The sequence below is a fragment of the Advenella sp. EE-W14 genome (genome assembly GCF_012923605.1).
In the GTDB taxonomy this organism is placed as follows: Bacteria; Pseudomonadota; Gammaproteobacteria; order Burkholderiales; family Burkholderiaceae_B; genus Advenella; species Advenella alkanexedens.
The window spans coordinates 53072-76778 of record NZ_JAAVNG010000006.1 but is presented as its reverse complement, the minus strand read 5'-3'; the positions used below and the strand labels follow the sequence as shown (position 1 = coordinate 76778).

General features: G+C 51.3%; 19 protein-coding genes. 3 read left to right on the top strand and 16 right to left on the bottom strand.

Annotated elements, in window-relative coordinates:
* Positions 1-6: 6 nt before the first annotated feature.
* The 11 genes from pehA to frmR form a co-directional block, all read right to left on the bottom strand.
* Complete coding sequence (gene pehA, locus HCX92_RS02745; RefSeq protein ID WP_169293396.1) at positions 7-1551, bottom strand: phosphoric/sulfuric ester hydrolase PehA; 1545 nt, start codon at positions 1549-1551, stop codon at positions 7-9.
* A 26-nt stretch (positions 1552-1577) separates the two neighbouring features.
* On the bottom strand, positions 1578-2501 hold the full coding sequence (locus tag HCX92_RS02740; RefSeq protein ID WP_248289982.1) for an ABC transporter permease: 924 nt from the start codon (positions 2499-2501) through the stop codon (positions 1578-1580).
* Between the two features lies 1 nt (position 2502).
* On the bottom strand, positions 2503-3438 hold the full coding sequence (locus HCX92_RS02735; protein ID WP_169293395.1) for an ABC transporter permease: 936 nt from the start codon (positions 3436-3438) through the stop codon (positions 2503-2505).
* A 2-nt stretch (positions 3439-3440) separates the two neighbouring features.
* Positions 3441-4457 (bottom strand): ABC transporter ATP-binding protein, encoded by a 1017-nt coding sequence (locus HCX92_RS02730; protein ID WP_248289981.1) that lies wholly within the window; start codon positions 4455-4457, stop codon positions 3441-3443.
* The gene (locus tag HCX92_RS02725; protein ID WP_169293393.1) at positions 4432-5535 is read right to left on the bottom strand and encodes an ABC transporter ATP-binding protein; all 1104 of its coding nucleotides are present in this window, start codon (positions 5533-5535) and stop codon (positions 4432-4434) included. The genes HCX92_RS02730 and HCX92_RS02725 overlap by 26 nt, the downstream gene beginning before the upstream one ends.
* A gap of 20 nt (positions 5536-5555) precedes the next feature.
* Positions 5556-7217: an ABC transporter substrate-binding protein gene (locus tag HCX92_RS02720; RefSeq protein WP_169293392.1), complete on the bottom strand. Its 1662-nt coding sequence runs from the start codon at positions 7215-7217 to the stop codon at positions 5556-5558.
* A gap of 320 nt (positions 7218-7537) precedes the next feature.
* Positions 7538-8389 (bottom strand): sulfate ABC transporter permease subunit CysW, encoded by an 852-nt coding sequence (gene cysW / locus HCX92_RS02715; RefSeq protein WP_169293391.1) that lies wholly within the window; start codon positions 8387-8389, stop codon positions 7538-7540.
* 8 nt (positions 8390-8397) lie between these two features.
* Entirely contained in the window at positions 8398-9243 is an 846-nt protein-coding gene (gene cysT / locus HCX92_RS02710; RefSeq protein ID WP_169293390.1) for a sulfate ABC transporter permease subunit CysT, read from the bottom strand.
* A 9-nt stretch (positions 9244-9252) separates the two neighbouring features.
* Entirely contained in the window at positions 9253-10263 is a 1011-nt protein-coding gene (gene cysP / locus HCX92_RS02705) for a thiosulfate ABC transporter substrate-binding protein CysP (RefSeq protein ID WP_169293389.1), read from the bottom strand.
* Positions 10264-10552: 289 nt separating this feature from the next.
* Positions 10553-11662 carry an S-(hydroxymethyl)glutathione dehydrogenase/class III alcohol dehydrogenase gene (locus tag HCX92_RS02700; RefSeq protein WP_169293388.1) on the bottom strand — a complete coding sequence of 370 codons (1110 nt, stop codon included), beginning with the start codon at positions 11660-11662 and terminating at the stop codon, positions 10553-10555.
* 9 nt (positions 11663-11671) lie between these two features.
* Complete coding sequence (gene frmR / locus HCX92_RS02695; protein ID WP_169293387.1) at positions 11672-11947, bottom strand: formaldehyde-responsive transcriptional repressor FrmR; 276 nt, start codon at positions 11945-11947, stop codon at positions 11672-11674.
* 407 nt (positions 11948-12354) lie between these two features.
* Between frmR and HCX92_RS02690 the strand changes: the two genes are divergently transcribed.
* Positions 12355-13752 (top strand): glutamate decarboxylase, encoded by a 1398-nt coding sequence (locus tag HCX92_RS02690; protein ID WP_169293386.1) that lies wholly within the window; start codon positions 12355-12357, stop codon positions 13750-13752.
* Positions 13753-13771: 19 nt separating this feature from the next.
* Positions 13772-15313: a glutamate:gamma-aminobutyrate antiporter gene (gene gadC, locus HCX92_RS02685; protein WP_169293385.1), complete on the top strand. Its 1542-nt coding sequence runs from the start codon at positions 13772-13774 to the stop codon at positions 15311-15313.
* Between the two features lie 204 nt (positions 15314-15517).
* On the opposite strand, the gene HCX92_RS14765 is transcribed toward gadC, so the two are convergent.
* From HCX92_RS14765 to HCX92_RS02670, 4 genes are all read right to left on the bottom strand, one after another.
* Entirely contained in the window at positions 15518-15760 is a 243-nt protein-coding gene (locus HCX92_RS14765; protein WP_211182231.1) for a hypothetical protein, read from the bottom strand.
* 16 nt (positions 15761-15776) lie between these two features.
* The gene (locus HCX92_RS02680) at positions 15777-16949 is read right to left on the bottom strand and encodes an RNA-binding domain-containing protein (protein WP_211182230.1); all 1173 of its coding nucleotides are present in this window, start codon (positions 16947-16949) and stop codon (positions 15777-15779) included.
* Between the two features lie 254 nt (positions 16950-17203).
* Complete coding sequence (gene ssb / locus HCX92_RS02675) at positions 17204-17695, bottom strand: single-stranded DNA-binding protein (protein ID WP_169293384.1); 492 nt, start codon at positions 17693-17695, stop codon at positions 17204-17206.
* A gap of 94 nt (positions 17696-17789) precedes the next feature.
* Entirely contained in the window at positions 17790-19025 is a 1236-nt protein-coding gene (locus HCX92_RS02670) for an MFS transporter (protein WP_169293383.1), read from the bottom strand.
* 142 nt (positions 19026-19167) lie between these two features.
* On the opposite strand from HCX92_RS02670, the gene uvrA reads away from it, so the two are divergent.
* Positions 19168-22047: an excinuclease ABC subunit UvrA gene (uvrA, locus tag HCX92_RS02665; protein WP_169293382.1), complete on the top strand. Its 2880-nt coding sequence runs from the start codon at positions 19168-19170 to the stop codon at positions 22045-22047.
* On the opposite strand, the gene HCX92_RS02660 is transcribed toward uvrA, so the two are convergent.
* Positions 22027-23649 (bottom strand): acyl-CoA synthetase, encoded by a 1623-nt coding sequence (locus HCX92_RS02660; RefSeq protein WP_169293381.1) that lies wholly within the window; start codon positions 23647-23649, stop codon positions 22027-22029. The two genes, uvrA and HCX92_RS02660, sit on opposite strands and share 21 nt — an antisense overlap.
* Positions 23650-23707: the final 58 nt, after the last annotated feature.

Sequence of the window (23707 nt, the reverse complement as noted above, 5' to 3'; positions counted from 1 at the left end):
TTCAGATTATAGTCGCGACTGCAAACCTTCCGGGCTGGCGGCATAGCCAGTCAAGGATCGATCGGCATGACGCAGGCGCCAGTTCAGCATTTTCTCTGCCATGGCAAGCCTTGCGCTGTCGTAGGCGGGATTCCCGGCCTGATTAACCAGTTGATGTGGGTCTTGCTCCAAATCAAAGAACAACGGTGGCAAACCGGCAAAATGCACATACTTGTATTGCTCATTCTGTACCACGGCCAGGGAACTTTCATCCATTTGCAGGCCCAAGACTTCTTCAGGTTTGGAGTAATAAATATTGCGGAAATCGAATTCGTAATGCACTTCAGTGCGCCAGTCCGCGGGGGCTTGCCCATCACGCACAAAAGGCAATAATGAGCTGCCATCGCAAGCCCTTGGCACCGGCAGTCCCATCCAGTCAAGGATAGTAGGCATCGTGTCGATGGTTTCGCTAAAGCGATTGACAATCTGGCCACGAGTCTGGTCGGCCTGTTGGGAAGGATCACGCACAATCATCGGAATATGAAAGCTCTGGTCGAAATAGCCCAGCTTGCCCAGCAGGTGATGATCGCCCAGCTGCTCACCATGGTCACTGGTAAACACGATCAGGGTATTATCCCACTGGCCGGTTTGTTTCAGGTAATCAAACACACGGCCCAACTGGTCATCCACCTCGCTCATCAGGCCATAGTAAGTAGCGCGCATCTGGCGTACTTCGGCATCATCCATTTCAGCACCCAGCCCCTCGCCATTTTCAAAAAAACGATTGCGCTTGATGGAGTCAAGATAGAACTTGAGCATGGGATGCTGCTCACCTTCCTTCTCGACCGTCTCGGCACGGATGGCATCAGGACAATCAGCCGGATCATACATATCATGGTAAGGCGCTGGCGCGGCAAATGGCGGATGCGGACGGTAGTAACCCAAATGCAGGAACCAGGGTTTGTCTTTAACGCCGTGCAAGTACTCAAGCGCCTTATTGGTAAACCAGGTTGTATCGGACAATTCTGCCGGAATAGAGCTGGGTTTATTCGTGGCACCAATATCACCGGCTTCCCGGCCTTGCGGCAACCAGATATCCCAAGGATTATCGGGTACCTCAAAACCTTTCGCGCTCAGCCAGGCAAAGTAAGACTCCATGTGCAAACCCCAGGAGCCTACCGGACGCCAGCCTTCCATATCACCGCCCAATACCTTGAAGCGGGGATCCTCGGGAGACACCTTACGTGGATCAGGCGTGGTTGTGGTGTAGCCAACCAGGGCCGGTTCATAGCCTGCCTTGCGTACTTCCCAGGCAATATTGGTATGACGGGAATCCAGCGGAATGGTGTTCTGTACGGCACGATGCGTCATCATGTACAAACCGGTCAGCAACGAAGCCCTGCCTGGTCCGCAAGGTACGGCTTGGGTATAGTGCCTGGCAAAGGTAACTCCCTCCTCGGCCAAAGCATCAATATTAGGGGTCTTGATGACAGGATGGCCCAGTTTGGCCAGGGTATCGCCACGCCATTGGTCGACAACAATCAATAATACGTTTTTTCTTTGCTTGCTCACAAGAAACTCTTTAAAAATGAAGGGTGTTAACGCAAGGTTGGATCCAGCCGGTCACGCAGCCAATCACCAACAATGCTAATGAAAAAAGTAGTCAGGACAATAATCAAACTCGGCGCCAGAAGAATCCACGGTGCGGACTGCAGGTATTCTCGTCCATAGCCCACCATGTTGCCCAGGCTGGTCATGGGAGGCTGTACCCCCAACCCCAAAAAGGACAAACCGGATTCAAGCAAAATAATTTCCGGGAAAGTCAACGTAACGCTGACAATAATCGTGCTGGCAATATTGGGCAGTACATGGCGGATATACACCCGCCACGGCGAAGCGCCAATATCATGTACGGCACTGGCATAACCCTGTTCATTGGCAGCAATCGTCAGGCTGCGGGTAATCCGGGCGGTTCGGTCCCATCCATAACAACCCATCAAGACAATGAATAGCGTGAGTGAATTGCCAAAGAAAGCCAAGACCGCCAGTGCGATAATCATGAAAGGCAATGAAGCCTGAAAATCAATCAGGACCAGCACCAATTGCTCTACCCAACCACGAAAGTGGGCGGCTAAAAAGCCAAGCACCATCCCAATAAAAGCGGATATCAGGGTACTGATAAAAGCAATCAACAAACTGATCTGGATCGAAATAATCAAACGGGACAACACATCCCGCCCCAGCTCATCGGTACCCAACCAGTGACTGGCCTCACCACCCAGGAATACGGGTGGTTGCAAACGCGCTTTCAGATCCAGCGCACTATATGTGTAAGGAGCCAGATAATTGGCGAACAGGGCCACCACCAGCATCAGTACAATCCAGGCAATGCCGGCCATCACCAAGGGTGGGCAGGCCTTCAACCAGCGTTTGGCACGACTGATACGCACCGGTGCAGTAGCCATATCAAGCACTGCAGGAGTAGCTAACGGCAAAGCACTGATAGACGAATTTTTTTGCATATTAGCCCCCTGTTCCGGAAAGACTGTGCCTGAGCTTTGGATCTACCAGGCAATACACCGCATCGACCAACAAATTAGCGGTTACCATACTGAACGTGATCAAGAGCAAGGCCGATTGCACAACAGCAAGATCACGATTGGAAACGGCCGATACAAGCAGGCGCCCCACTCCCGGCCAGGAAAAAACACTTTCCACAACCACCGCACCGGCAACCAGGCCACCCAGCATCAAGCCGATAATGGTAATAATGGGAATTGCCGCATTAGGTAAAGCGTGCCGGATAACCACCTGTTTCCAGTTCAATCCCTTGGCAACCGCAGCACGAATATATGGGCGTCCCAACACCTCGAGCATCGCTGAACGCGTAAACCGGGCCAGCACGGCGGCGCCACCGATCGTCAGGGTCAAGATAGGCAAAACAGCCGATTGCGCGGATTCATAGCCACCACTGGGAAGCCAGCCCAGACTGACCGCGAAGATCAATACCAGCAATAATCCCAATACAAAGCTGGGCAAAGTATGTCCCGCCACCGACAAGCTCATGACAAAACGGTCAATGAACGAGTTGCGGTTCAGTGCTGCCAGAATACCCATGGGCACACCCAGCAACAGCTGAAAAACAAACGCGGGAAAGGCAATATACAGTGTGGCGGGTACGGCCTCCAAAACCATGGTCATCGCCGACCGGCCATCACGCATTGACACACCAAACTCTCCATGGAGCAGACTGGAAAAATAACCCAGATACTGTTGCCACAATGGGGCATCCAGCCCTTGGCTTTTACGGAAAGCCTCAATCGCCTCCGGCGGTGCATCCGGTGAAAGAATAATCAGGGCCGGGTCACCCGACATCCGCAGAATGACAAACGCAAAACTGAGCACCAAAAAAACAGTTAATGAAGAACGAAAAATACGAGATGCAAAATACGACAGCATAGTTACGCTCCTGCTGCGATGCTGTGGTCCGCAACGCCAGCCACCTGATACAAGTGGCAAGCGACCTTGCGTTGCGAATCAAGCGATACCAGAGCCGGTCTTTCCTGCCTGCAACGTGCGATCGCATGCTGGCAACGCGGATGAAAAGCACAACCGGCCGGTACATCAATGGGGTTGGGTGGCTCACCCTGCAAAACAATACGTTGGCTTTGCTGTCCCTGCCGCATAACGGGAATCGCAGAGACCAGTGCCTGTGTATATGGATGTGCCGGATGACTGAAAATTTGTTTGGTGTCCCCCTGCTCGACGATCCGGCCCAAATACATGACAGCCACTTCATCACAAATATGCCGCACCACCTTCAGGTCATGACTGATGAACAGGATGGCCACCTTTCTTGCTTTTTGCAGGTCCTCAAGCAAATTGATGACCTGGGCCTGAATCGAAACATCCAGAGCCGAAATCGGCTCGTCACACACCAGCAGGCTCGGTTCCAAGACTAGCGCGCGGGCCAGCACGACCCGTTGACGTTGGCCACCGGACAATTCGTGGGGATAGCGTTCAAACATATGAGGCATGAGGCCGACCGCCTCGAGACTATTGGCGGCTTTGCGATAATTGAATTCTCTTGAACCGTTACCCTGTACCGTTAATGGCTCAATGACCTGCTCGATAATCGGCAAACGACGATCCAGCACAGCCAACGGATCCTGATAAATCATTTGCATGCGCTTTCTCAGTGCACGCCAATGCCTGGTCCGCTGATGGGGGACTTCTTCACCTTCAAAACGGATCGAGCCCTGACTAGGCGCTAGCAACCCAAGCACCATTTTGGCCGTCGTCGATTTGCCACAACCGGACTCACCAACCAGACCCAGGGTTTTGCCGGCCTGCAGGGTAAATGACACCCCATCTACAGCTTTCAGGACATTTTTTTTACCAAATAACAATGATGATGACTTGACCGGATAGTGACGGACAAGTTGATTGACTTCAAGCAACACTTGACTGCTCTCCAAGGTTGAAACAGGAAACCAGATGTTCCCTGTCCAAGCGAACCTGCACCGGCTGGGCATTTACACACAATTGGGTACTACGCTCGCAACGCGGGCTAAAACTGCACCCTAGTGGCAACTTGCCCGGTTCAGGCACAAACCCCGGAATCGACTTCAGGCGACCAGACGATTGCAAATCAGGCAAGGCATCCATCAATCCACGGGTATAAGGGTGAGCCGGGCTGGAAAAAATCCGCTCGCTGCTTGCCGATTCCACCACCCTGCCGGCATACATCACCATCACCCGGTCACTAATATCGGCAATCACCCCCAAATCATGCGAAATCAGGGCCATTGCCATGCCAGACTCGGCACGCACTTCTTTGAGCAAGTCAAGAATCTGGGCTTGCACCGTGGCATCCAGCGCAGTGGTTGGCTCATCGGCAATCAAGAGTTCGGGTTCACCAGCCAGTGCCATGGCAATCATGACACGCTGGTTCATACCGCCGGACAATTCGTGTGGATAGGCTTTCATGCGTTGTGCCGCATCGGGAATCCGTACCCGATCCAGCAATCGTTTGGCTTCTTCCAGCGCAGCCTGGCCATGCAGGCCCCGGTGCAGGCTAACCGCCTCGGCGACTTGTGAGCCGATGCGGTGTGCCGGATTCAGGGAAGAAGAAGGATCCTGAAAAATCATGGCAATGCGCTTGCCCCGCAGGCCGGTCAAAACCGTTGATGAAGCCGACAGAATTTCCTGCCGGTTCAACTTCACCGAACCGGACAGACGGGCCCGCTTGCCCAGCAAGCCCATGATGGCCAGCCAGGTTACGCTTTTGCCGCAGCCGGACTCACCCACAATACCCACGGTTTCACCCGGCAGAATATCCAGATCGATACCATGCAATACTTGCACAATACGGTCTTGCTGCTCAAACGCCACTTTCAGATTACGTATGCTAAGGGTTGCTTCCTGGTTGGCAGGCGCGGCTGCCCCCTGGACAGAGCGCAAACCGGTTGCCGGTTTAAGCTGGATTTCAGGCTGCTGCCCGGCATCAACGTCTACATCGCGCCGGTTTTCCGGAGATGAAATAGGCAATGGCATAATGATTCAGGTCCTGTGCTTTATTTGAATGTGACGTTTTCAGCGCGGAAATCCATCATGAAATTGGGAGACCATTTCCAGTCGATGTCTTTACGCTTGCCATAAAACACAGCCGTACCATACAACACGGTATAAGCGGGATCCTCGCGCTCGCTGATTTCCAGCATGCGACGGAAAGTTGCCTTGCGCTCTTCAGGATCAACCGATGTTTCCAAAAGCAGGGAAAGCTTGTTGAACTCTTCATTGGCCCACTCACCATTTTGCTGTTGCTGTCCATTCGGGCCATGTTGGTTCACCAAAGAACTGACCGGGTCACTAAATGTTGCCGAGTTGGACCAGTCACGTGCACCACGATTGGTCTTTTCAGAAACCTGTGGCCAGTTTTCCTTCATTTGCAACTCGATGTTCAAGCCAACCGCACGCCACATTTCAACCAAAACCTGGGCAGTCTGGGTTTGGTTTCCATAGTAGTTGTTCAAAATGCGGTAAGGAATAGGCTCTCCGTTATAACCGGCCTCCTTGAGCAATTTTTTAGCCAGCTCAGGGTTATATTCAGGCACTGTCCAATCTTTCAGGAACATGTCACCGTAATATTCCCACTGCAAACCAGCCGGTACGCTGGTGCGACCGTCCCACAAAGCTTGCACAATCGCCTCACGGTCAATCGCATGGGTCATCGCCTGACGCACTTTGGGATTGGCCAACACAGGATGATTCTTGTCGAAAACAACAATACGGTGATTCAGAACCGGGCCACCCACCACTTCGAACTTGCCATTGGCTTCGATAGTCTTGATTTGATCTGAAGGCACATCGGTCACAAAATCATACTGGCCGGAAAGCAGACCATTAATCCGGGAAGACACCTCGGGCACAACCACATAACGAATTTCTTTTACATTGGGCTTGCCGCCGAAATACTCATCGTGAGCTTCCAGTATCAAATATTGGTCAGGCTTAAATTCTTTAACCTTGAAAGGACCAGCACTAACCGGGTTACGTGCCCAGCTGTTCCAGTCTTCAGCAGACAGATACGCTTTTTTCGACACAATCTCGGCACCCACACGGGTCAAACGGCCCTCCAATGTCAAATCAGGTACTGCATTAACCAGATGTACCGTATAGTCATCAATCACTTTGACTTCTTCAACAGAAGGCCACAAGCGACGCGCAATGGCAACTACCTCTGGCGGAGGTTCAATTGTGGTCTTGGTATTGACGGTAGCCAGTTTTTTACCATAGTCCACTGCAATGGTTTTATTGTCATTCTCTGCACGGCGCGGTTGGGTCTTGCCAAACATGCGCTCCGGGCCAAAGCTGAACGCCACGTCTTCTGCGGTCAGTTCTTCACCATTATGAAACTTCACCCCTTTGCGCAGCTTCAACTCTACGGTATTGTTATCAATCCGTTTCCATGATTCAGCAATGCCTGGTTTTTGCGACATATCACCGGTTGCATTGACCTCGATCAGGCCTGAATAGATCATGGGCAGTACGCGTCCGCCAACGTTGCTTTGCTCACGCAAAGGATCCAGGGAACCCGAGTTCACAACTTGTTGCACGGCAACCGTGATAACCGGCCTGTCATCAACAGGCTGGGCCAGCAACTGGCCGGAAAAAAAAGGCGAAGAAAAGGCAAAGGCAGTGCTTATCAGCAGCATGCCGCGACGGGTAATTTTCATACAACTTCCATAAAAATGACACACAAATGACAGTAATTTTTTGTCATTAATTAACAATTAATTATTTTTTAAAAATAATTTTTATGGAATTTTAGGTAGGCTATATTACAGGGTAATTACTAATATTGATTTAAATATATATTGTTTATAAACTTAATTTTTAAACTTAATATGATTGAAACATTATTAATATAAGTACATATAAAAATAATATTTAAATTTAAATTACACTTCATAAAAATGAAATAAAAAAAGCACTGGTCAAATACCAGTGCTTATCATACGCAATCTTAAAAAATCAGAATTATTTATTTCCAGTTTTACCTTCGCCCGGGAACCGGCTGCCTGTGACGCTCTTCCTTGCGCCGCTCAAGCCACTCCATCAGGATTTTCAGCACTAATGTCATTAATGCCATCAAGGCCAGCACACTGGCTGCCGTAAAGGCCGCTGCCACCTTATAGTCATTATTCAGCTGATCAACCAGCAATGGCAAGGTCAGGGTCTGGTTCATGATGGTACCCGACACCACCGCCACCGCGCCATATTCACCCACCGCACGTGCGTTGCTTAACACGGCACCATACAGCAGACCCCATTTGATATTGGGCAAGGTTACTTTGGTAAAGATTTGCCAGCCGTTGGCACCCAGCGTCAGGGCGGTTACTTCTTCATCCAGCCCCTGGGCCCTGATGAGCGGAATCAAAATACGGGCCACATAAGGTGAAGTCACAAACAGGGTCACCAGAATGATGGCCGGCCAGGCGAACACCACCTGGATGTCATTGGCCGATAACCATTGCCCCAAGGCACTTTCCCGGCCAAACAGTATCAAGTAGCAGAAACCGGCCACTACCGGCGAAGTGGCATAAGGAATATTGACCAGTGCCTGCAACAGCTTTTTGCCCTTGAATTCGTAATGGGTAATGCACCATGCCAACATGATGCCAAACACGATATTGACAGGCACCGCAACCAGTGCTGCCAGCACCGTCAGGCCAATGGCATGCAACATATAATCTTCGGAAAGATTGCTCCACAAAGCGGCAAGGCCATCACCCAGTGCCATTGTGAAAATCAATACCAAAGGCAGAACCAGCAAAACGATGGCAAAGACAACGCCCAAGCCAATCAGAAACCATTGCCCAAAAGTATCCGGTTTTTGTCCACTCATTTTATCTTCTACCTGTCTTCGTATTTATCAAGGAAATTGCTTTGCCACCATTGCAAGACAAACAGCAATAACAGGGAAGCTACTAATACCACAGAGGCAATTGCCGCTGCTGCCGGATAATTGAACTCCTGCAAACGCACAAACAACATGAGTGAAGTCACTTCGGTTTCGAAAGGAATATTGCCGGCAATCATGATAACTGCCCCGAATTCGCCCAGGCTACGGATAAAAGCCTGCGATGCACCGGCTATCAGGGCTGGCCTGACTGCCGGAAACAACACCCGGGAAAATGTCTGCCATTTATTAGCCCCCAGCATGGAAGCCGCTTCTTCGTATTCGCCCTTGAGGTCTTCAAGCACCGGTTGCACCGAACGCACAATAAAAGGAATACTGGTGAAAATCATGGCCACCACAATACCCGGAAAAGCGTAGGCAATCTTGATATCCATGGCGGCAAACCACTGCCCGATCCAGCCACTGGGTGCAAAAAGGGCCGACAAGGTAAGCCCGGCAACCGCGGTGGGCAGGGCAAACGGCAAGTCCATTAAAGAATCAAGCAGGCGTTTGCCCGGGAAGTCATAGCGGGTAATAATCCAGGCAAACAAAAACCCGATCACACAGACCAGGATAGTTGAATACAAAGCACCCAGAATAGTCACCCGATAACTGCTTAGCACGCGCGGGTCGGTAATGGCGCCCCAATACTCTGCCCATGTCATCCCGCTTACGTAAACCAGCAGGGTGGACAGGGGAACCAGAATAATTAGGCTGATGTATAAAACGGAAAAACCGAAGGTCGGGCCAAAGCCCGGCAGCAACGGTGTCCGTTTAAAAAATGAGAATGTGGTTGACATCAAGAATATTTAACGACGCTTGGACAATAAACCGTCAAGTATACCGCCTGAACCAAAATGTTTTTCCTGGATTTCATTCCATGATCCCAAAACATCGGTAGGGTTAATGGTACGTACAGGCGCATACTGGGCTTCTGTTGCCTTGACCACTTCAGGGTCATGCACACGCAGATTAAACGTGGTTAACAGTTGCTGGATATCCTTGCTGTACTGGAACTGCAGGTATTCTTTTGCCAGATCTCGGGTACCACGGTTATCGACCACTTTGTCCACCACGGCTACCGGGAATTCGGCCAGTACGGAAACCGGTGGCACCACCACTTCAAAGCCCTTGTCTTTATATTCTTTGTCGTTGGCAATGTTAATTACTTCCGATTCAAAGGTCAGCAGTGCATCACCCTGCCCGTTTTGGGCAAAGGCAACCGTTGCGGCACGGCCACCTGTCGGGAAGTTAACCACATTACCCAGCAATTTGCCGACAAATTCCTTAATCTTGGCCTCATCACCATTGAATTTCTCATTGGCATATAACCAGGCGCCCAAGTAAGAGTAGCGCGCATTGCCGGATGTTTTCGGGTTGGGAAAAACCACTTTTACATCTTCACGCACCAGGTCATCCCAGGTTTTGATGTTCTTGGGATTGCCTTCGCGTACCAGGAAAGCGATCGTGCTGTAGTAAGGAGAGCTGTTGTTTGCAAACGCCTTCTGCCAGTCTTCTTTAACAAGGCCATTCTTTTCCAGAAAATTGATATCCGTCACCTGATTGAAAGTCACCACGTCCGCTTTTTTGCCCTGGACGATATCCTGGGCCTGGCGGGAAGTACCGGCAAACGATTGGTCAATCTTGACGTCCTCGCCCGTTTTGGCTTTCCAGTATTCGACAAACTTGGGGTTAATGGCGCCAAACAGCTCGCGGGCAACATCATAAGAGGCATTCAGTATGGCTTTTTCCTGGGCATGCGCCGCTGTTGCTGAAAAAGCGGATACCGTTGCCACAGCCAGAATTATTTTCTTCAACATAATCTATATCTCATTCAAATAAGTAAATTTTGCAGGCACCTTTATTCTCTTTTACCCACAGTGTTTGCTTCGTTGCCAACTGGAAGTTATTAGCGTAAGGTTGAAGCAAGAATAACAAAGAGATATATACATAGGAACGACTAAATAATAATTTCCATATTACCAAAAGATATATTAAATATTCATCCACAAACAATGAAAAGCGGCTTTGCCCGCTGGTCCCGCCAGCCAACGCAAAGCCGCTTCGGTCTCAAAACCCGCCTGTTTTTCCAGGCAGGTCAATGACACATTAATAATGAATTACCGCACGGATGGATTTACCTTCATGCATCAGGTCAAACGCTTCGTTAATGCGCTCCAGCGGCAAGGTATGGGTAATGTACGGATCAAGATCAAGCTCTCCGGCCATGACCTGCTCTACCATGCCAGGCAATTGGGTACGCCCTTTGACACCCCCGAAGGCACTGCCACGCCAGACCCGACCGGTGACCAGCTGGAATGGACGGGTCCGGATTTCCTGACCGGCGGCCGCCACACCAATAATCACGCTTTCACCCCAGCCTTTATGACAGCATTCCAGGGCTGAACGCATCACATCAACATTACCGATACATTCAAAACTGAAATCCACGCCGCCATCGGTCATTTCAACAATGACGTCCTGAATGGGGCGGTCATGGTCTTTGGGGTTGACGCAATCGGTCGCGCCCAGTGCCTTGGCCAGAATGAACTTATTGGGGTTGGTATCTATGACAATAATCCGGCCGGCCTTGGCCTGCACGGCTCCCTGGATAACCGCCAGGCCAATGGCGCCCAGACCGAACACGGCCACGGTGTCTCCCTCTTTGACCTTGGCGGTGTTGTGAACCGCTCCAATACCAGTGGTGACACCGCAACCCAACAGGCAGACCTTTTCAAGCGGTGCCTCGGGATTGACCTTGGCCAGCGACACTTCGGCCACCACCGTGTACTCACTGAACGTGCTGGTACCCATATAATGGTAAATGGGTTGCCCGTTGTAGCTGAAACGGGTGGTACCGTCGGGCATCAGGCCCTTGCCCTGGGTTTCCCGAACCGCAGAGCACAGGTTGGTTTTACCCGATGTGCAAAATTTGCACTTGCCGCATTCTGCCGTATAAAGAGGAATCACATGGTCGCCCGGTTTGACGCTGGTCACGCCCTCACCCACTTCCACCACGACACCACCACCTTCATGACCCAGGACGGCCGGAAAAACGCCCTCGGGATCCACCCCTGAAAGCGTGTAGGCATCGGTATGACACAAGGCGGTATGGGTGATTTTGACCAGTACCTCGCCTTTACGGGGTGGTTCTACATCAATCTCAACGATTTGCAGGGGTTTGCCCGGCTCAAAAGCCACTGCGGCACGGGATTTCATAACTTTCTCCTATTTTAAGTATGAGCGAACCAGACCGGTTAACTCCTTGACGCTTTGCGCACGCCGCTCGGCGGACACTTCCGCTTGCCCGAACTCTTCCCGAATATGGGCTTGCATGACTTCCGACATCAGGCCGTTTACCGCCCCCCGGATCGCGGCAATTTGTTGCAGTACGAGAGCGCAATCAGCCCCTTCTTCAAGCGCGCGCTCAAGCGCCTCACACTGACCACGAATGCGGCGTATGCGTGCCAAGACGCGTTTTTTTTCCTGGGGTGAATGGGGCATGACGCATTTTCTTGAGTAATATACTGGGGGATAGTATATCCGAAGCCATTTAAAAATAAAAGAATCGGGTCTCAAATCAAATATCGATACATTAATCGCGCTGGTAATCCGCACTTTGTGCCTGATTCATGGCCATGCATGCCGTCATCCGGACTTCTTCAGACACGGAGCGGGGCGAAAAATTAACCATTCTTATCTTTTTCTGGTCACATTCTTTTGTTATATAGGTAAATACCCCTATGGTTACAGGATAATGTTTATTTATCATTGAAAGATCGGAACACAAAAAACGGCGTTTTAAAACCGGTTTTTTGTCACCCAATCATCGTATTTTGCCTTTATCAATGGCAAGCGTCTACGCATCAATTTAAATTTTCTTTCACACATTCTCGCTTAGGATCGTAACAATGACTAAAAACCCAGATACCGGCTTTAATCAACTTGACGATGTGTACTCATCATTGGAACTTTCCACTTCTCTACCCAAAAGCAAATTCCCGTCACAGGAACGCAACCCGAAAAATGTTTTTGCAGCGGTTCGCGATGAGTTGATGCTTGACGGCAATTCACGGCAAAACCTGGCCACTTTTTGCCAGACCTGGGTTGATGACGAAATCCGCGATCTCATGGATCTGTCCATCGACAAAAACATGATCGACAAGGATGAATACCCCCAGACCGCCGAGATTGAGGCCCGTTGCGTCAGAATGATTGCCGATTTATGGAACTCACCCGATGCTGAAAACACCTTGGGATGCTCTACCACCGGTTCTTCCGAGGCAGCCATGCTGGGCGGCCTGGCCCTGAAATGGAGCTGGCGCAAAAAACGCCAGGCACAAGGCAAACCCACCGACAAACCCAACCTGATTTGCGGCCCGGTACAAATTTGCTGGCATAAATTTGCCCGATATTTTGATGTTGAGTTGCGTGAAATTCCGCTTGAAGGCGATCGCCTGATCATGAGCCCTGAAGAAGTGCTCAAGCGCGTTGATGAAAACACCATCGGTGTGGTGCCTACCCTGGGCGTGACGTTTACCTGCCAATACGAACCGGTCAAAGCGGTACACGATGCACTTGACAAACTGCAACAGGAAACCGGCCTGGATATCCCCATGCACGTAGACGGTGCCAGTGGCGGTTTTCTGGCCCCATTTTGCGCCCCCGATATCGAGTGGGACTTCCGCCTGCCCCGCGTCAAATCCATCAATACGTCGGGCCACAAATTTGGCCTGGCGCCCCTGGGGGCTGGCTGGGTGGTCTGGCGTGAAGCATCCGACCTGCCCGAAGAATTGATTTTCAATGTCAATTACCTGGGTGGTGATATGCCCACCTTTGCCTTGAACTTCTCCCGTCCCGGTGGACAGATCATTGCGCAATACTACAACTTCCTGCGCCTGGGCCGTGAAGGCTATACCAAAATCCATAATGCCTGCTATGCAACCGCCCAATACTTGGCAGAAGAAATCGGCAAAATGGGCCCATTCGAGATTATCTTCGATGGCGACAGCCAGAAAGGGATTCCCGCCCTGGCCTGGAAACTGAAAGAAGGCCAGGCTATCGGTGGCTATACGCTTTATGACTTTGCCGATCGCCTGCGCAGCCGTGGCTGGCAGGTTCCCGCTTACTCCATGCCGGCCAACCGCGAAGACCTGGTCGTCCAGCGTATTCTGGTGCGTCATGGCGTCAGCAAAGACCTGGGAAGCCTGCTGCTTGACGACATGAAACGGGCGCTCGATTACTTTGAGAAACACCCTGTTTCCCATCCGCTGACTGAAAAAGAAGGCTCTGGTTTTAACCACGGATAATCTTCCCGAGACAGAAATTATGAAACCATCTGCTACCAATACTGGTAAACAACTGTCCCTGCTGGGATTCTTTGCCATTACCGCATCCATGGTCATGGCTGTTTATGAATATCCAACCTTTGCAACCTCCGGTTTCAGCCTGGTGTGTTTCCTGCTGCTTGGCGGACTCTTGTGGTTCATTCCAGTTGGCCTTTGTGCCGCTGAAATGGCTACCGTCGAAGGATGGGAAGAAGGTGGTGTCTTTACCTGGGTCTCCAATACACTGGGCGAAAAATGGGGCTTTGCCGCCATTTCCTTCGGCTATCTGCAGATCGCCGTAGGCTTCATCCCCATGCTGTATTTCGTCCTGGGGGCACTTTCCTATATTCTGAACTGGCCTGCGCTTAATACCGATCCGGTCACCAAAACCATTGCGGCCCTGATCATCCTCTGGGCCCTGGCCTTTTCGCAGTTCGGCGGCACGAAATATACCGCACAAATTGCCAAAATCGGTTTTTTTGCCGGCATCCTGTTACCCGCACTGATCCTGGTCGCCCTGGCGATCAGTTATTTGATTAGCGGTGCGCCCCTGGCCATTGAAATCAGTGCCGCCACGTTCTTCCCTGATTTCACCCAAATCGGCACACTGGTCGTTTTTGTGGCCTTCATCCTGAGCTATATGGGTGTTGAAGCTTCCGCAACCCATGTGAACGAGATGAAAAACCCCGGCCGTGACTACCCGATGGCCATGCTGCTCCTGATGATTGCCGCCATCTGCTTAAGTTCTATTGGCGGCCTTTCGGTGGCTTCGGTGATTCCCCATGCCGAAATCAACCTGTCTGCCGGTGTGGTCCAAACCTTCAATGTCCTGATCAACCATTTCGGTCCGGGTTTTGAATGGGCCGTACGTGTTATTGCGGCATTGCTGATGCTTGGTGTGCTGGCTGAAATCGCCTCATGGATTGTCGGGCCTTCACGGGGCATGTACGTCACCGCGCAAAAAGGCATCCTGCCAGCCAAGTTCTCTAAGGTCAACAAAAACGGCGTTCCCGTTGCGCTGGTGATTTCCCAGCTCCTGATTACAACGGTTGCCATTATTGTGCTGACCAATACCGGTGGTGGCGGTGGAAACATGTCGTTCCTGATCGCCCTGGCGCTTACCGTAGTCATCTACCTGTGCAGCTATTTCCTGCTGTTCCTTGGCTATATCAATCTGGTCCGCAAGCACCCTGAAAAGAAACGCACGTTCAATATTCCTGGTGGCAATGGCGTCAAGATTGCGGTGGCCTCAACCGGGTTCATCATCTCCGTGCTGGCATTTATCATCTCGTTCTTCCCGCCAAGTTCACTGCCTGATATCAGCGCTGATGAATCCTACGTGACATTGCTGGTGATCAGCTTCCTGATCGTGGCTGCCCTGCCCTTTATCATCTATGCCATTCATGATAAACGCGGCAAGAAAACCGGCGTTTCACTGGTCCCCATCACGTCACAGAATGCACCCAAAGGGCATTTCTTTATGCACCCAAGGGCCCGTTCACCGCATCATCTGGTTCATGGCGAAGCTGATGAAAGCGCCTGAGGAATAGTATAGAAGCTAAATAGCTAACTACAAAACAGGGGGCATCTAATTTAAATTAGATGCCCCCGTTTTTAATCTTGGAGATTTCAGTCTATCATCCGGTTAAGCGCATAGATAAGTTATTACCCTGGCAAGTACAGCTATAAAAATAGCGGTTCAATCAAACTTCACAAGGAGAAAGGCAATGTCTAGAAAATGTCTACGTTATATCTTTTTAGACATTCGCCAGGATTTTCCTTCAGACTCTATCAAACCCTTTTGTTTCAAGGCTTGCAGCAGATTTTTAACTTTATTGTACTTTTGAGTTTCATCCAAAACATTGGGTAATTTGTCTAAAACCAAACCGTTAATGTCTACGCGTTTGGCTGTACCAAACTTTTCCAAATACGCCAAGATCAGTTCCTTGTAATACTGATCATCAAGGGCTCTATTGTGGATATATTGCATTCTCTCTCCGCTATGATTAGCTATTTTTTAAGTCATACTCTGGCAGTGGAAAAAACCGCTTTTTTTGAATAAGAAACATCTTCCGAATTCCGCTGCCAATAGTATCGATCATATTTAAATTAACCATAGCATCGGTCAGAAAGCGATTTCGGTAACGACTTTCAGGGGCATCTGTCTGTATAACGGACTCTACAGAACCTGGAATGAATTGCCCAACATTACTGAAACACAAGCGACCATCTTCAAACTCAACCAAAGTGATTTTTCCACCCAACTCATAATCCTGATGAGCGATCGCATTATTAAGCGCCTCTCGGATAATATAGGGATCGTACTGCTCTACTTCTTCGGGAAACAAAGTGCCTTCTTTCATATAGCGGTACTTAAGAGGCCGAATTTTATGAAAAACTTCATCAACCCCCAACAGTAGTGGACACCCAAAGTGCTGGTAGTCACGTTCTAGTCCGTCCCTGTCTTTCAGAATCCAGGTAATTGTTGCCGATGCGGGATTAAGGAAATGTGAGGACTCAGCCTTACCTAACAGCAAAATGGCTGCGCGCGTAATTTGACCATTAATCGTAAGTTTAGCTTTATTCAAAAATGTTGCGATATCCCACTGTTTGGCTTCCTGCACCAATTTGGGATTTTTCTGAAAGAAATTTTCACGGGCCTGCTCTATTGCAGCGGGCTCAAGATCAGTAATTGAAGCTGATGGAAGCGTCACCGCACTCCAGTCACTAGCACGATTCTGACGCCGTATTCGCTCAATTTCTTCCAGATTTAACGGCCCAAGTGATTCACCATCCCTGCCGTAATAATGGCCATCCCAAGCAATCGGCAAACCTTGTGGCGCTGCAGGAATTTCAAACAACAGCACCCTACCATCTGGATGCTCAATTTCATGAATATCCACGAAGGTAAGCCGGCTGGTTGTTTTATCAGCTATTTCTTTTTTTAAAGACTGCAAATCTTGAAGGTTAGTCCGAAACTGACTGCCAACGACTGTTCTATTATCTTTCACTCCAAAAACAAGCCATGCACATTTCAGTTTTTTCAAATTGGCTTCGTTGGATAAAGCAGAAAAATATTTACCGAGTTTATTAAAATCGAAAGAATTCCTAGCCTCTTTAAATTCTGCGATTTCACTTTCACTATGCAGGCTTAAAAGGTTATTTAATATTTCATTCATAAATTATCCATACTCAGATTTACCCAACGAGATCAGCGATGCATCAATTCGGTAGATAACAAAGTACATGGCAGCACCCTGGAATATCATTGTTTCCAGGAATTGGGTGACCAGATTTCGTGCTTACCTTTCCCTCGCGTATCCGTTCCAAATAGCTTAATGCCTATCAAACGAAAAACATATAAACAATAAAAAACCCCCGCACCGAAAGAGATTACAGGGGTTTATATTTACATTACTTTACTGGTACAGGCCTAAAACGGAATATCGTCATCCATATCCATGATGTTGGCGGCAGGGCCACTGGCCGGTGCCTGCGGACGCTGGCTTTGCGGTGCGCGCTGCGGCTGCTGGCGCGGTGCAGAATAAGAATCACTGAAACCGCCGTCATCCATGCTGCCTGTATCGGCACGGCCACCCAGCATTTGCATCTGGTCGGCAATGATATCAGTTGAATAACGGTCTTGTCCGGTTTCCTTGTCTTGCCACTTGCGTGTTTTGATGCGCCCTTCCACGTACACGGCACTGCCTTTTTTAAGGTATTGACCGGCAATTTCAGCCAGGCGGCCAAAGAAAGTCACACGATGCCATTCAGTTTCATCACGCCGCTCACCGGTATTTTTATCTTTCCAGCTTGATGTGGTGGCAATAGAAATATTACACATTGCAGCACCGTCAGGGCTGTAACGAACCTCCGGATCACGACCCAGATTTCCCACTAAAATGACTTTATTGACTGATGCCATAAGAATTTCCTAACAATTTGTGTGAACCAGCCTGTTATCTTACAAATGCAGGTTGGTTTACTAAAGAATAATGTGCGCATTATAACCATTGTGGCTATCGCCCAGCACCTTTCAGGCCTCTTGATACAAAGAACCAGACAGCGGCCAGCAAGGCCCCCAGCAGAAAGACTTTTGGAGGGCCGGCATAACGTGCCACCAACCCGCCAATCGCGCCACCCGCCGCCACACCCAGTGCCTGGGACATATTATAAAACCCCAAGGCCAGGCCTTTATGCTCGGGAGGTGAAAAGCGGGAAACCATAGACGGCTGCAAGGCCTCCAGGATATTGAACGCAATAAAAAAGAGCACAAAGGCAATCATGGTAGCAACAAAAGACTGGCTGGCCAGCGGCATGACCGCCATCACTATAGCCAGGGCGGCCACACAGACTTCCAGGCTCAATTTATGGATATGGCGGGTTTCTGTATAGAAAACGGCCGGGACCATTAACACAAAGGCCACCAGAATAACCGGCAGATACACTTCCCACAAATTGCCCACCGTATAGCTACCCAGCTCCATGAGCAGGGGCGGCGCCACCACAAAAATGGACATCAAAATAAAATGCAGGCAGAAAACCCCGAAATTCAGACGCAGCAAATCGGCATGTTTGAATACATCGGCCGCACGCGACTGTTGCGATACCGCCTGGCCGTGCATGGGCACCACGGGCACGATGAAAGTCGCCAGCAGCAAACAGACAAAACCCAGCAGGCTGATTACCCAGAACAGGCCCGGCAGGCCACTCCATTCAACCAGCAAGGGAGACAGCACCAGTGAAACCGCAAACGAAACGCCAATGGAAGCGCCCACCATGGCCATGGCACGGGTACGGACCTCCGGGCGGGTGGCATCGGCAACCCAGGCGGTAATGGCAGCGGAAACCGCTCCAAACCCCTGAATGGCCCGACCAATAATGACCGTGGTGACCGATTCGGCATTGGCACAAATAATGCCACCCAGCACAAACAGCAACATGCCAAAGATAATGACCGGACGCCGACCGAGTTTGTCGGACGCCATGCCAAGCGGAATTTGCATAATGGCCTGGGTAATACCATAGGCCCCTATGGCTGCCCCCACCAACGCGGCATTATTGCCATTGGTTAAGGTTTTTGCGGCATCGGCAAACACGGGGGTCAGTAAAAACAGGCCCAGCATGCGCACGGCAAACAATAAAGCCAGGGAAATGCTGGCTTTTCTTTCAACAGGGGTTAGCTTGAGTTTTTCCCGTGGTTGCCGGGCAGCATGAGGGGAATCAGGTCGACTGGTTCTGGATTTAATGGACATGTAAAGAATTCAATGAATAACCAACTAATTGGAGGATATCTTTATGAGAGTGTAACGCAGACTGGCTTCCTGCGTTATAGTTATATATTCCACTGACAAAAACCAGACTCATCTTACTGGAAGCTAGTATTAAACAATGGTAATGGATACATCCCCCGACACAAACGGTGATTTCAACAGGGATGCAATCCGCATCCGCGGTGCCCGCACGCATAATCTCAAGAATATTTCACTTGATTTACCCCGTCATAAACTGGTGGTCCTGACCGGCCTGTCCGGTTCGGGCAAGTCTTCCCTGGCGTTTGACACCCTGTATGCCGAAGGCCAGCGCCGTTATGTGGAAAGCCTGTCAGCCTATGCCCGCCAGTTCCTGCAGCTCATGGACAAACCTGATGTCGACCTGATCGAAGGTTTGTCGCCGGCCATTTCCATCGAACAGAAAGCGGCCGGCCACAATCCGCGCTCCACCGTTGGTACCATTACTGAAATTCACGATTACCTGCGCCTGCTGTTTGCCCGCGTGGGCACGCCCTATTGCCCCGAGCACGGTGAACCGCTACAGGCCCAAAGCGTGGCCCAAATGGTCGATTTCATCCTGGCCCTCAAACCCGACACCCGAATTGCCCTGCTGGCTCCCATTGCCCGCAATCGCAAGGGTGGCTTCGAAGATGAATTCGCTCAATTTCAGGCCCAGGGCTTTATTCGCGTTCGCATTAACGACACCATGGTCGAACTTGACCGCATTACCCCCCTGAACAAAAACGAGAAGCACAATATTGACGTGGTGATTGACCGCCTGAAAGTGCGTGAAGACAGCAAGCAGCGCCTGGCCGAAAGCATTGAAACCGCGCTCAAGCTGGCCGATGGCCGGGTGATTGTGCTGGACCTTGATGAAAATATCGAACACGCTTTTTCCAGCCGCTATGCCTGCCCTGTCTGCAACCACAGCCTGCCCGAACTGGAACCCCGGCTGTTCAGTTTCAACAACCCGGTGGGGGCCTGTCCACGCTGTGACGGCCTGGGTCATGTCCAGGTTTTTGATCCCAGGAAAATTGTCGCCTTTCCCGAACTCAGCCTGGCCAGCGGCGCCATCAAGGGCTGGGACAAGCGCAATGCCTTTACCCATTCCCTGCTGCACAGTCTGGCGATTCATTACGGTTTCGATATTGATGAAGCCTTTGAATCACTACCCGAGAACATACAACACATCGTGCTGTACGGTTCCGGTACAGAGGAGATTTCTTTCCTGTACCTGGACAACAAAGGACACAGCACCTTCAAGACCCATGCCTTTGAAGGCATTATTCCCAACCTGGAAAGACGCTGGCTGGAGACCGATTCCAGTGCCGTTCGCGAAGAGCTGGGCAAATACCGCACCCTGCAAAGCTGCCCCGAATGCGAAGGCTCGCGCCTGCGCGCCGATGCCCGGAATGTGCTGATTGGCAATGAAATACGGGAAGGCACCAAGCGCGGGCTGGGCATTTTTGAAGTGGAAGCCATGGCGCTTTCCGAATGTCTGGAATGGTTCCAGGCCCTGCAACTAAGTGGCGCCAAGCAGGAAATCGCCAGCCGGATCGTGCGGGAAATCCAGTCGCGCCTGCAGTTCCTGAATGACGTGGGACTGAACTACCTGTCCCTGGACCGCAGCGCCGACACCATCTCCGGTGGCGAAGCCCAGCGCATCCGCCTGGCCAGCCAGATTGGTTCCGGGCTGACCGGCGTCATGTATGTGCTTGATGAACCCTCTATTGGCCTGCACCAGCGCGATAATGACCGCCTTATCCATACCCTCCAGCATCTGCGTGACCTGGGCAATAGCGTGATTGTGGTGGAACATGACGAAGACATGATCCGGGCCGCCGACTGGGTCGTGGACATGGGCCCCGGTGCCGGAGAACACGGTGGCAGGGTCATTGCCCAAGGCACGCCCAAAGAGGTCGAAGCCGATCCGCAATCACTGACCGGCGCTTACTTAAGTGGCCGCCAAAAAATCAATGCCGGCAAAATCCGGCCTCTCGAGGCCGAACAACCTTGGCTGAAACTGTACGGCTGCACCGGCAACAACCTGAAGTCGGTGAATTTGCGCATTCCGGTGGGCAAGCTGGTTTGTATTTCAGGCGTTTCAGGTTCGGGCAAGTCCACCCTCATCAACGATACCCTGGCCACCATCATGGCCAGGGAGCTCAACCGTGCCCAGTCAGAGTCTGCCCCTTACTCCCATATCGAAGGGCTGGAACATTTCGACAAAATCATTAATGTGGACCAAAGCCCGATCGGTCGCACCCCGCGCAGCAATCCGGCCACCTATACGGGCCTGTTCACTCCCATTCGCGAATTGTTTGCCGGCACTCCGGAAGCCCGCACCCGTGGCTATGATCCGGGCCGCTTTTCCTTTAACGTCAAGGGCGGGCGCTGTGAAACCTGCCAGGGCGATGGCGTGATCAAGGTGGAAATGCATTTCCTGCCCGACATGTACGTGCCCTGCGACACCTGTCATGGCAAACGCTACAACCGGGAAACACTGGAAATCCGCTACCGTGGCCGCACCATCAGCGATGTGCTGGACCTGACCGTGGAACAGGCCCTTGAATACTTCAGTGCCGTGCCCCTGGTGGCCCGCAAGCTGCAAACCTTGATGGATGTGGGCCTAAGCTATATCCGCCTGGGGCAAAGCGCCACCACGCTTTCCGGTGGCGAGGCGCAACGCATCAAGCTGTCGCTGGAACTGTCCAAACGCAGTACCGGCAAGACCATGTATGTGCTGGATGAACCCACCACCGGCCTGCACTTTGCCGACATTGCCCTTTTGCTGAAAGTGATTAACCAGCTGGTGGAGGCCGGCAATACCGTGGTGGTGATCGAGCACAACCTGGATGTGATCAAGGCTGCCGACTGGGTGGTGGATATGGGCCCCGAAGGCGGCCAGGGCGGCGGCACCATTGTGGCCGAAGGAACACCACGGGATATTGCCAACCACCCCCAAAGCCATACGGGACGTTATTTAAAAATACTGCTGACGTAATTCCCGGCGAATGATTTTACCGGTGGTGGTCATGGGCAATTCACGCACAAAGTAAATCTGGCGCGGATACTCATGAGCCGCCACCCGGTGGCGAACGTGGGCCTGGATGTCCTTTTTCAGTTCCTCGCTTGGGGCAACGCCCTCGTTAAGTACCACAAAAGCGCTTACCACTTCCGTTCGCTCGGCATCGGGCAGGCCAATTACCGCCACCATGCTGACCGCCGGATGTCCCAGAATGCAGTCTTCTATCGGTCCCGGGCCAATCCGGTAACCGGCACTGGTGATCACGTCATCGTTACGGCCTACAAAGCGGATGAAGCCGTCAGCGTCACGCACACCTATATCTCCGGTCACCAAATAGGCACCGGCAAATTTTTCCCGGGTCGCTTCGGGGTTTTGCCAGTATTCCAAAAACATGACCGGATCAGGTGTCCGCACGCCAATATTGCCTTCCTGCCCGTTAGGCAAGGCATTTCCCTGTTCATCAACAATGTCCAGAACATGCCCTGGCACTGCTTTGCCAATACTGCCAATCTGCGGTTCAAACAAAGCTGAACAGGCGGAAACAATCATATTGCATTCAGTCTGGCCATAAAACTCGTTGATGGTAATCCCCAGATTGCGTTTACCCCATTCAATCAGCTCCAATCCCAGGGATTCGCCGCCACTGGCAATGGTACGCAGCTTAAGCTGCCAGCGTTGTTGCGGGTTTTCTATATGGCGCATCATTTTCAGTGCCGTAGGTGGCAGGAAAGTATGGGTTACCTGATGCCGCTCCATCAGCGCAAAGGCTGCTTCGGTGGTGAACTTTTCAAACCGGCAAGCCACCACCGGGATACCGTGGTGCCAGGCGGGCATCAGGACATCAAACAGGCCACCAATCCAGGCCCAGTCGGCCGGTGTCCACATGACGCGGTCTTTGCCCGACAGAAAATCATGGGACATTTCTACCCCGGGCAAATGCCCCAACAATACCCTGTGGGCATGCAAGGCGCCCTTGGGCTTGCCGGTTGTGCCAGAAGTATAAATAATCACGGCCGGGTCGTCGGCCAGCGTGTCCACCGGTGTAAAGTCAGCCGCCTCGTGCTGCAGGGTTGGCCAGAAAGCCTGGGCATGATGATCGGATTGCCCGGCATCGATATTGAAAACCGCCTGCAACTGGGGCAGGCTGCCACGTATGTCCTGTAATTTGGCCATCCCTTCCTGGTTGGTCACCAGCACCCTGGCCCCCGAATTGGACAGCCGGTACTGCAAGGCATCTATCCCGAACAGGGAAAACAGGGGAATCGCAATCGCCCCCAGCTTGTACACGGCAATGTGGGCAATCGCTGTTTCCACGCCCTGCGCCAGCAAAATACCCACCCTGTCACCCTTGCCTACGCCTGCTTTTTGCAGCACACGGGCAAACTGGTTGGAGTATTGCTTAAGCTGGTCAAAGGTATAACAGCTGATATCGGTGGGCGATTTTTCCTGGATCAGGGCCAGGCGACTGCTGCCATCGGCCCATTTATCGCATACATCCACCCCGATGTTGTAATTTTTCGGGATTTCCCATTTGAATTCCTGATGGGTTTGCCCATACGTTGGCTTCTGGATTAGCACCCTGTCTCCTGATTCCGGATTATTATTAACCTGATTCTAGCATCAGGCTTTTCGGTCC

Bases quoted from the DNA above. Each gene is read 5' to 3' on its own strand.
- HCX92_RS02725 (WP_169293393.1), bottom strand. From the start codon at position 5,535: ATGCCATTGCCTATTTCATCTCCGGAAAACCGGCGCGATGTAGACGTT.
- HCX92_RS02735 (WP_169293395.1), bottom strand. From the start codon at position 3,438: ATGCTGTCGTATTTTGCATCTCGTATTTTTCGTTCTTCATTAACTGTT.
- ssb (WP_169293384.1), bottom strand. From the start codon at position 17,695: ATGGCATCAGTCAATAAAGTCATTTTAGTGGGAAATCTGGGTCGTGAT.
- frmR (WP_169293387.1), bottom strand. From the start codon at position 11,947: ATGCCCCATTCACCCCAGGAAAAAAAACGCGTCTTGGCACGCATACGC.
- gadC (WP_169293385.1), top strand. From the start codon at position 13,772: ATGAAACCATCTGCTACCAATACTGGTAAACAACTGTCCCTGCTGGGA.
- HCX92_RS02740 (WP_248289982.1), bottom strand. From the start codon at position 2,501: ATGCAAAAAAATTCGTCTATCAGTGCTTTGCCGTTAGCTACTCCTGCA.
- HCX92_RS02680 (WP_211182230.1), bottom strand. From the start codon at position 16,949: ATGAATGAAATATTAAATAACCTTTTAAGCCTGCATAGTGAAAGTGAA.
- HCX92_RS02700 (WP_169293388.1), bottom strand. From the start codon at position 11,662: ATGAAATCCCGTGCCGCAGTGGCTTTTGAGCCGGGCAAACCCCTGCAA.
- cysP (WP_169293389.1), bottom strand. From the start codon at position 10,263: ATGTTGAAGAAAATAATTCTGGCTGTGGCAACGGTATCCGCTTTTTCA.
- cysW (WP_169293391.1), bottom strand. From the start codon at position 8,389: ATGAGTGGACAAAAACCGGATACTTTTGGGCAATGGTTTCTGATTGGC.
- uvrA (WP_169293382.1), top strand. From the start codon at position 19,168: ATGGATACATCCCCCGACACAAACGGTGATTTCAACAGGGATGCAATC.
- HCX92_RS14765 (WP_211182231.1), bottom strand. From the start codon at position 15,760: ATGCAATATATCCACAATAGAGCCCTTGATGATCAGTATTACAAGGAA.
- HCX92_RS02690 (WP_169293386.1), top strand. From the start codon at position 12,355: ATGACTAAAAACCCAGATACCGGCTTTAATCAACTTGACGATGTGTAC.
- HCX92_RS02670 (WP_169293383.1), bottom strand. From the start codon at position 19,025: ATGTCCATTAAATCCAGAACCAGTCGACCTGATTCCCCTCATGCTGCC.
- cysT (WP_169293390.1), bottom strand. From the start codon at position 9,243: ATGTCAACCACATTCTCATTTTTTAAACGGACACCGTTGCTGCCGGGC.
- HCX92_RS02720 (WP_169293392.1), bottom strand. From the start codon at position 7,217: ATGAAAATTACCCGTCGCGGCATGCTGCTGATAAGCACTGCCTTTGCC.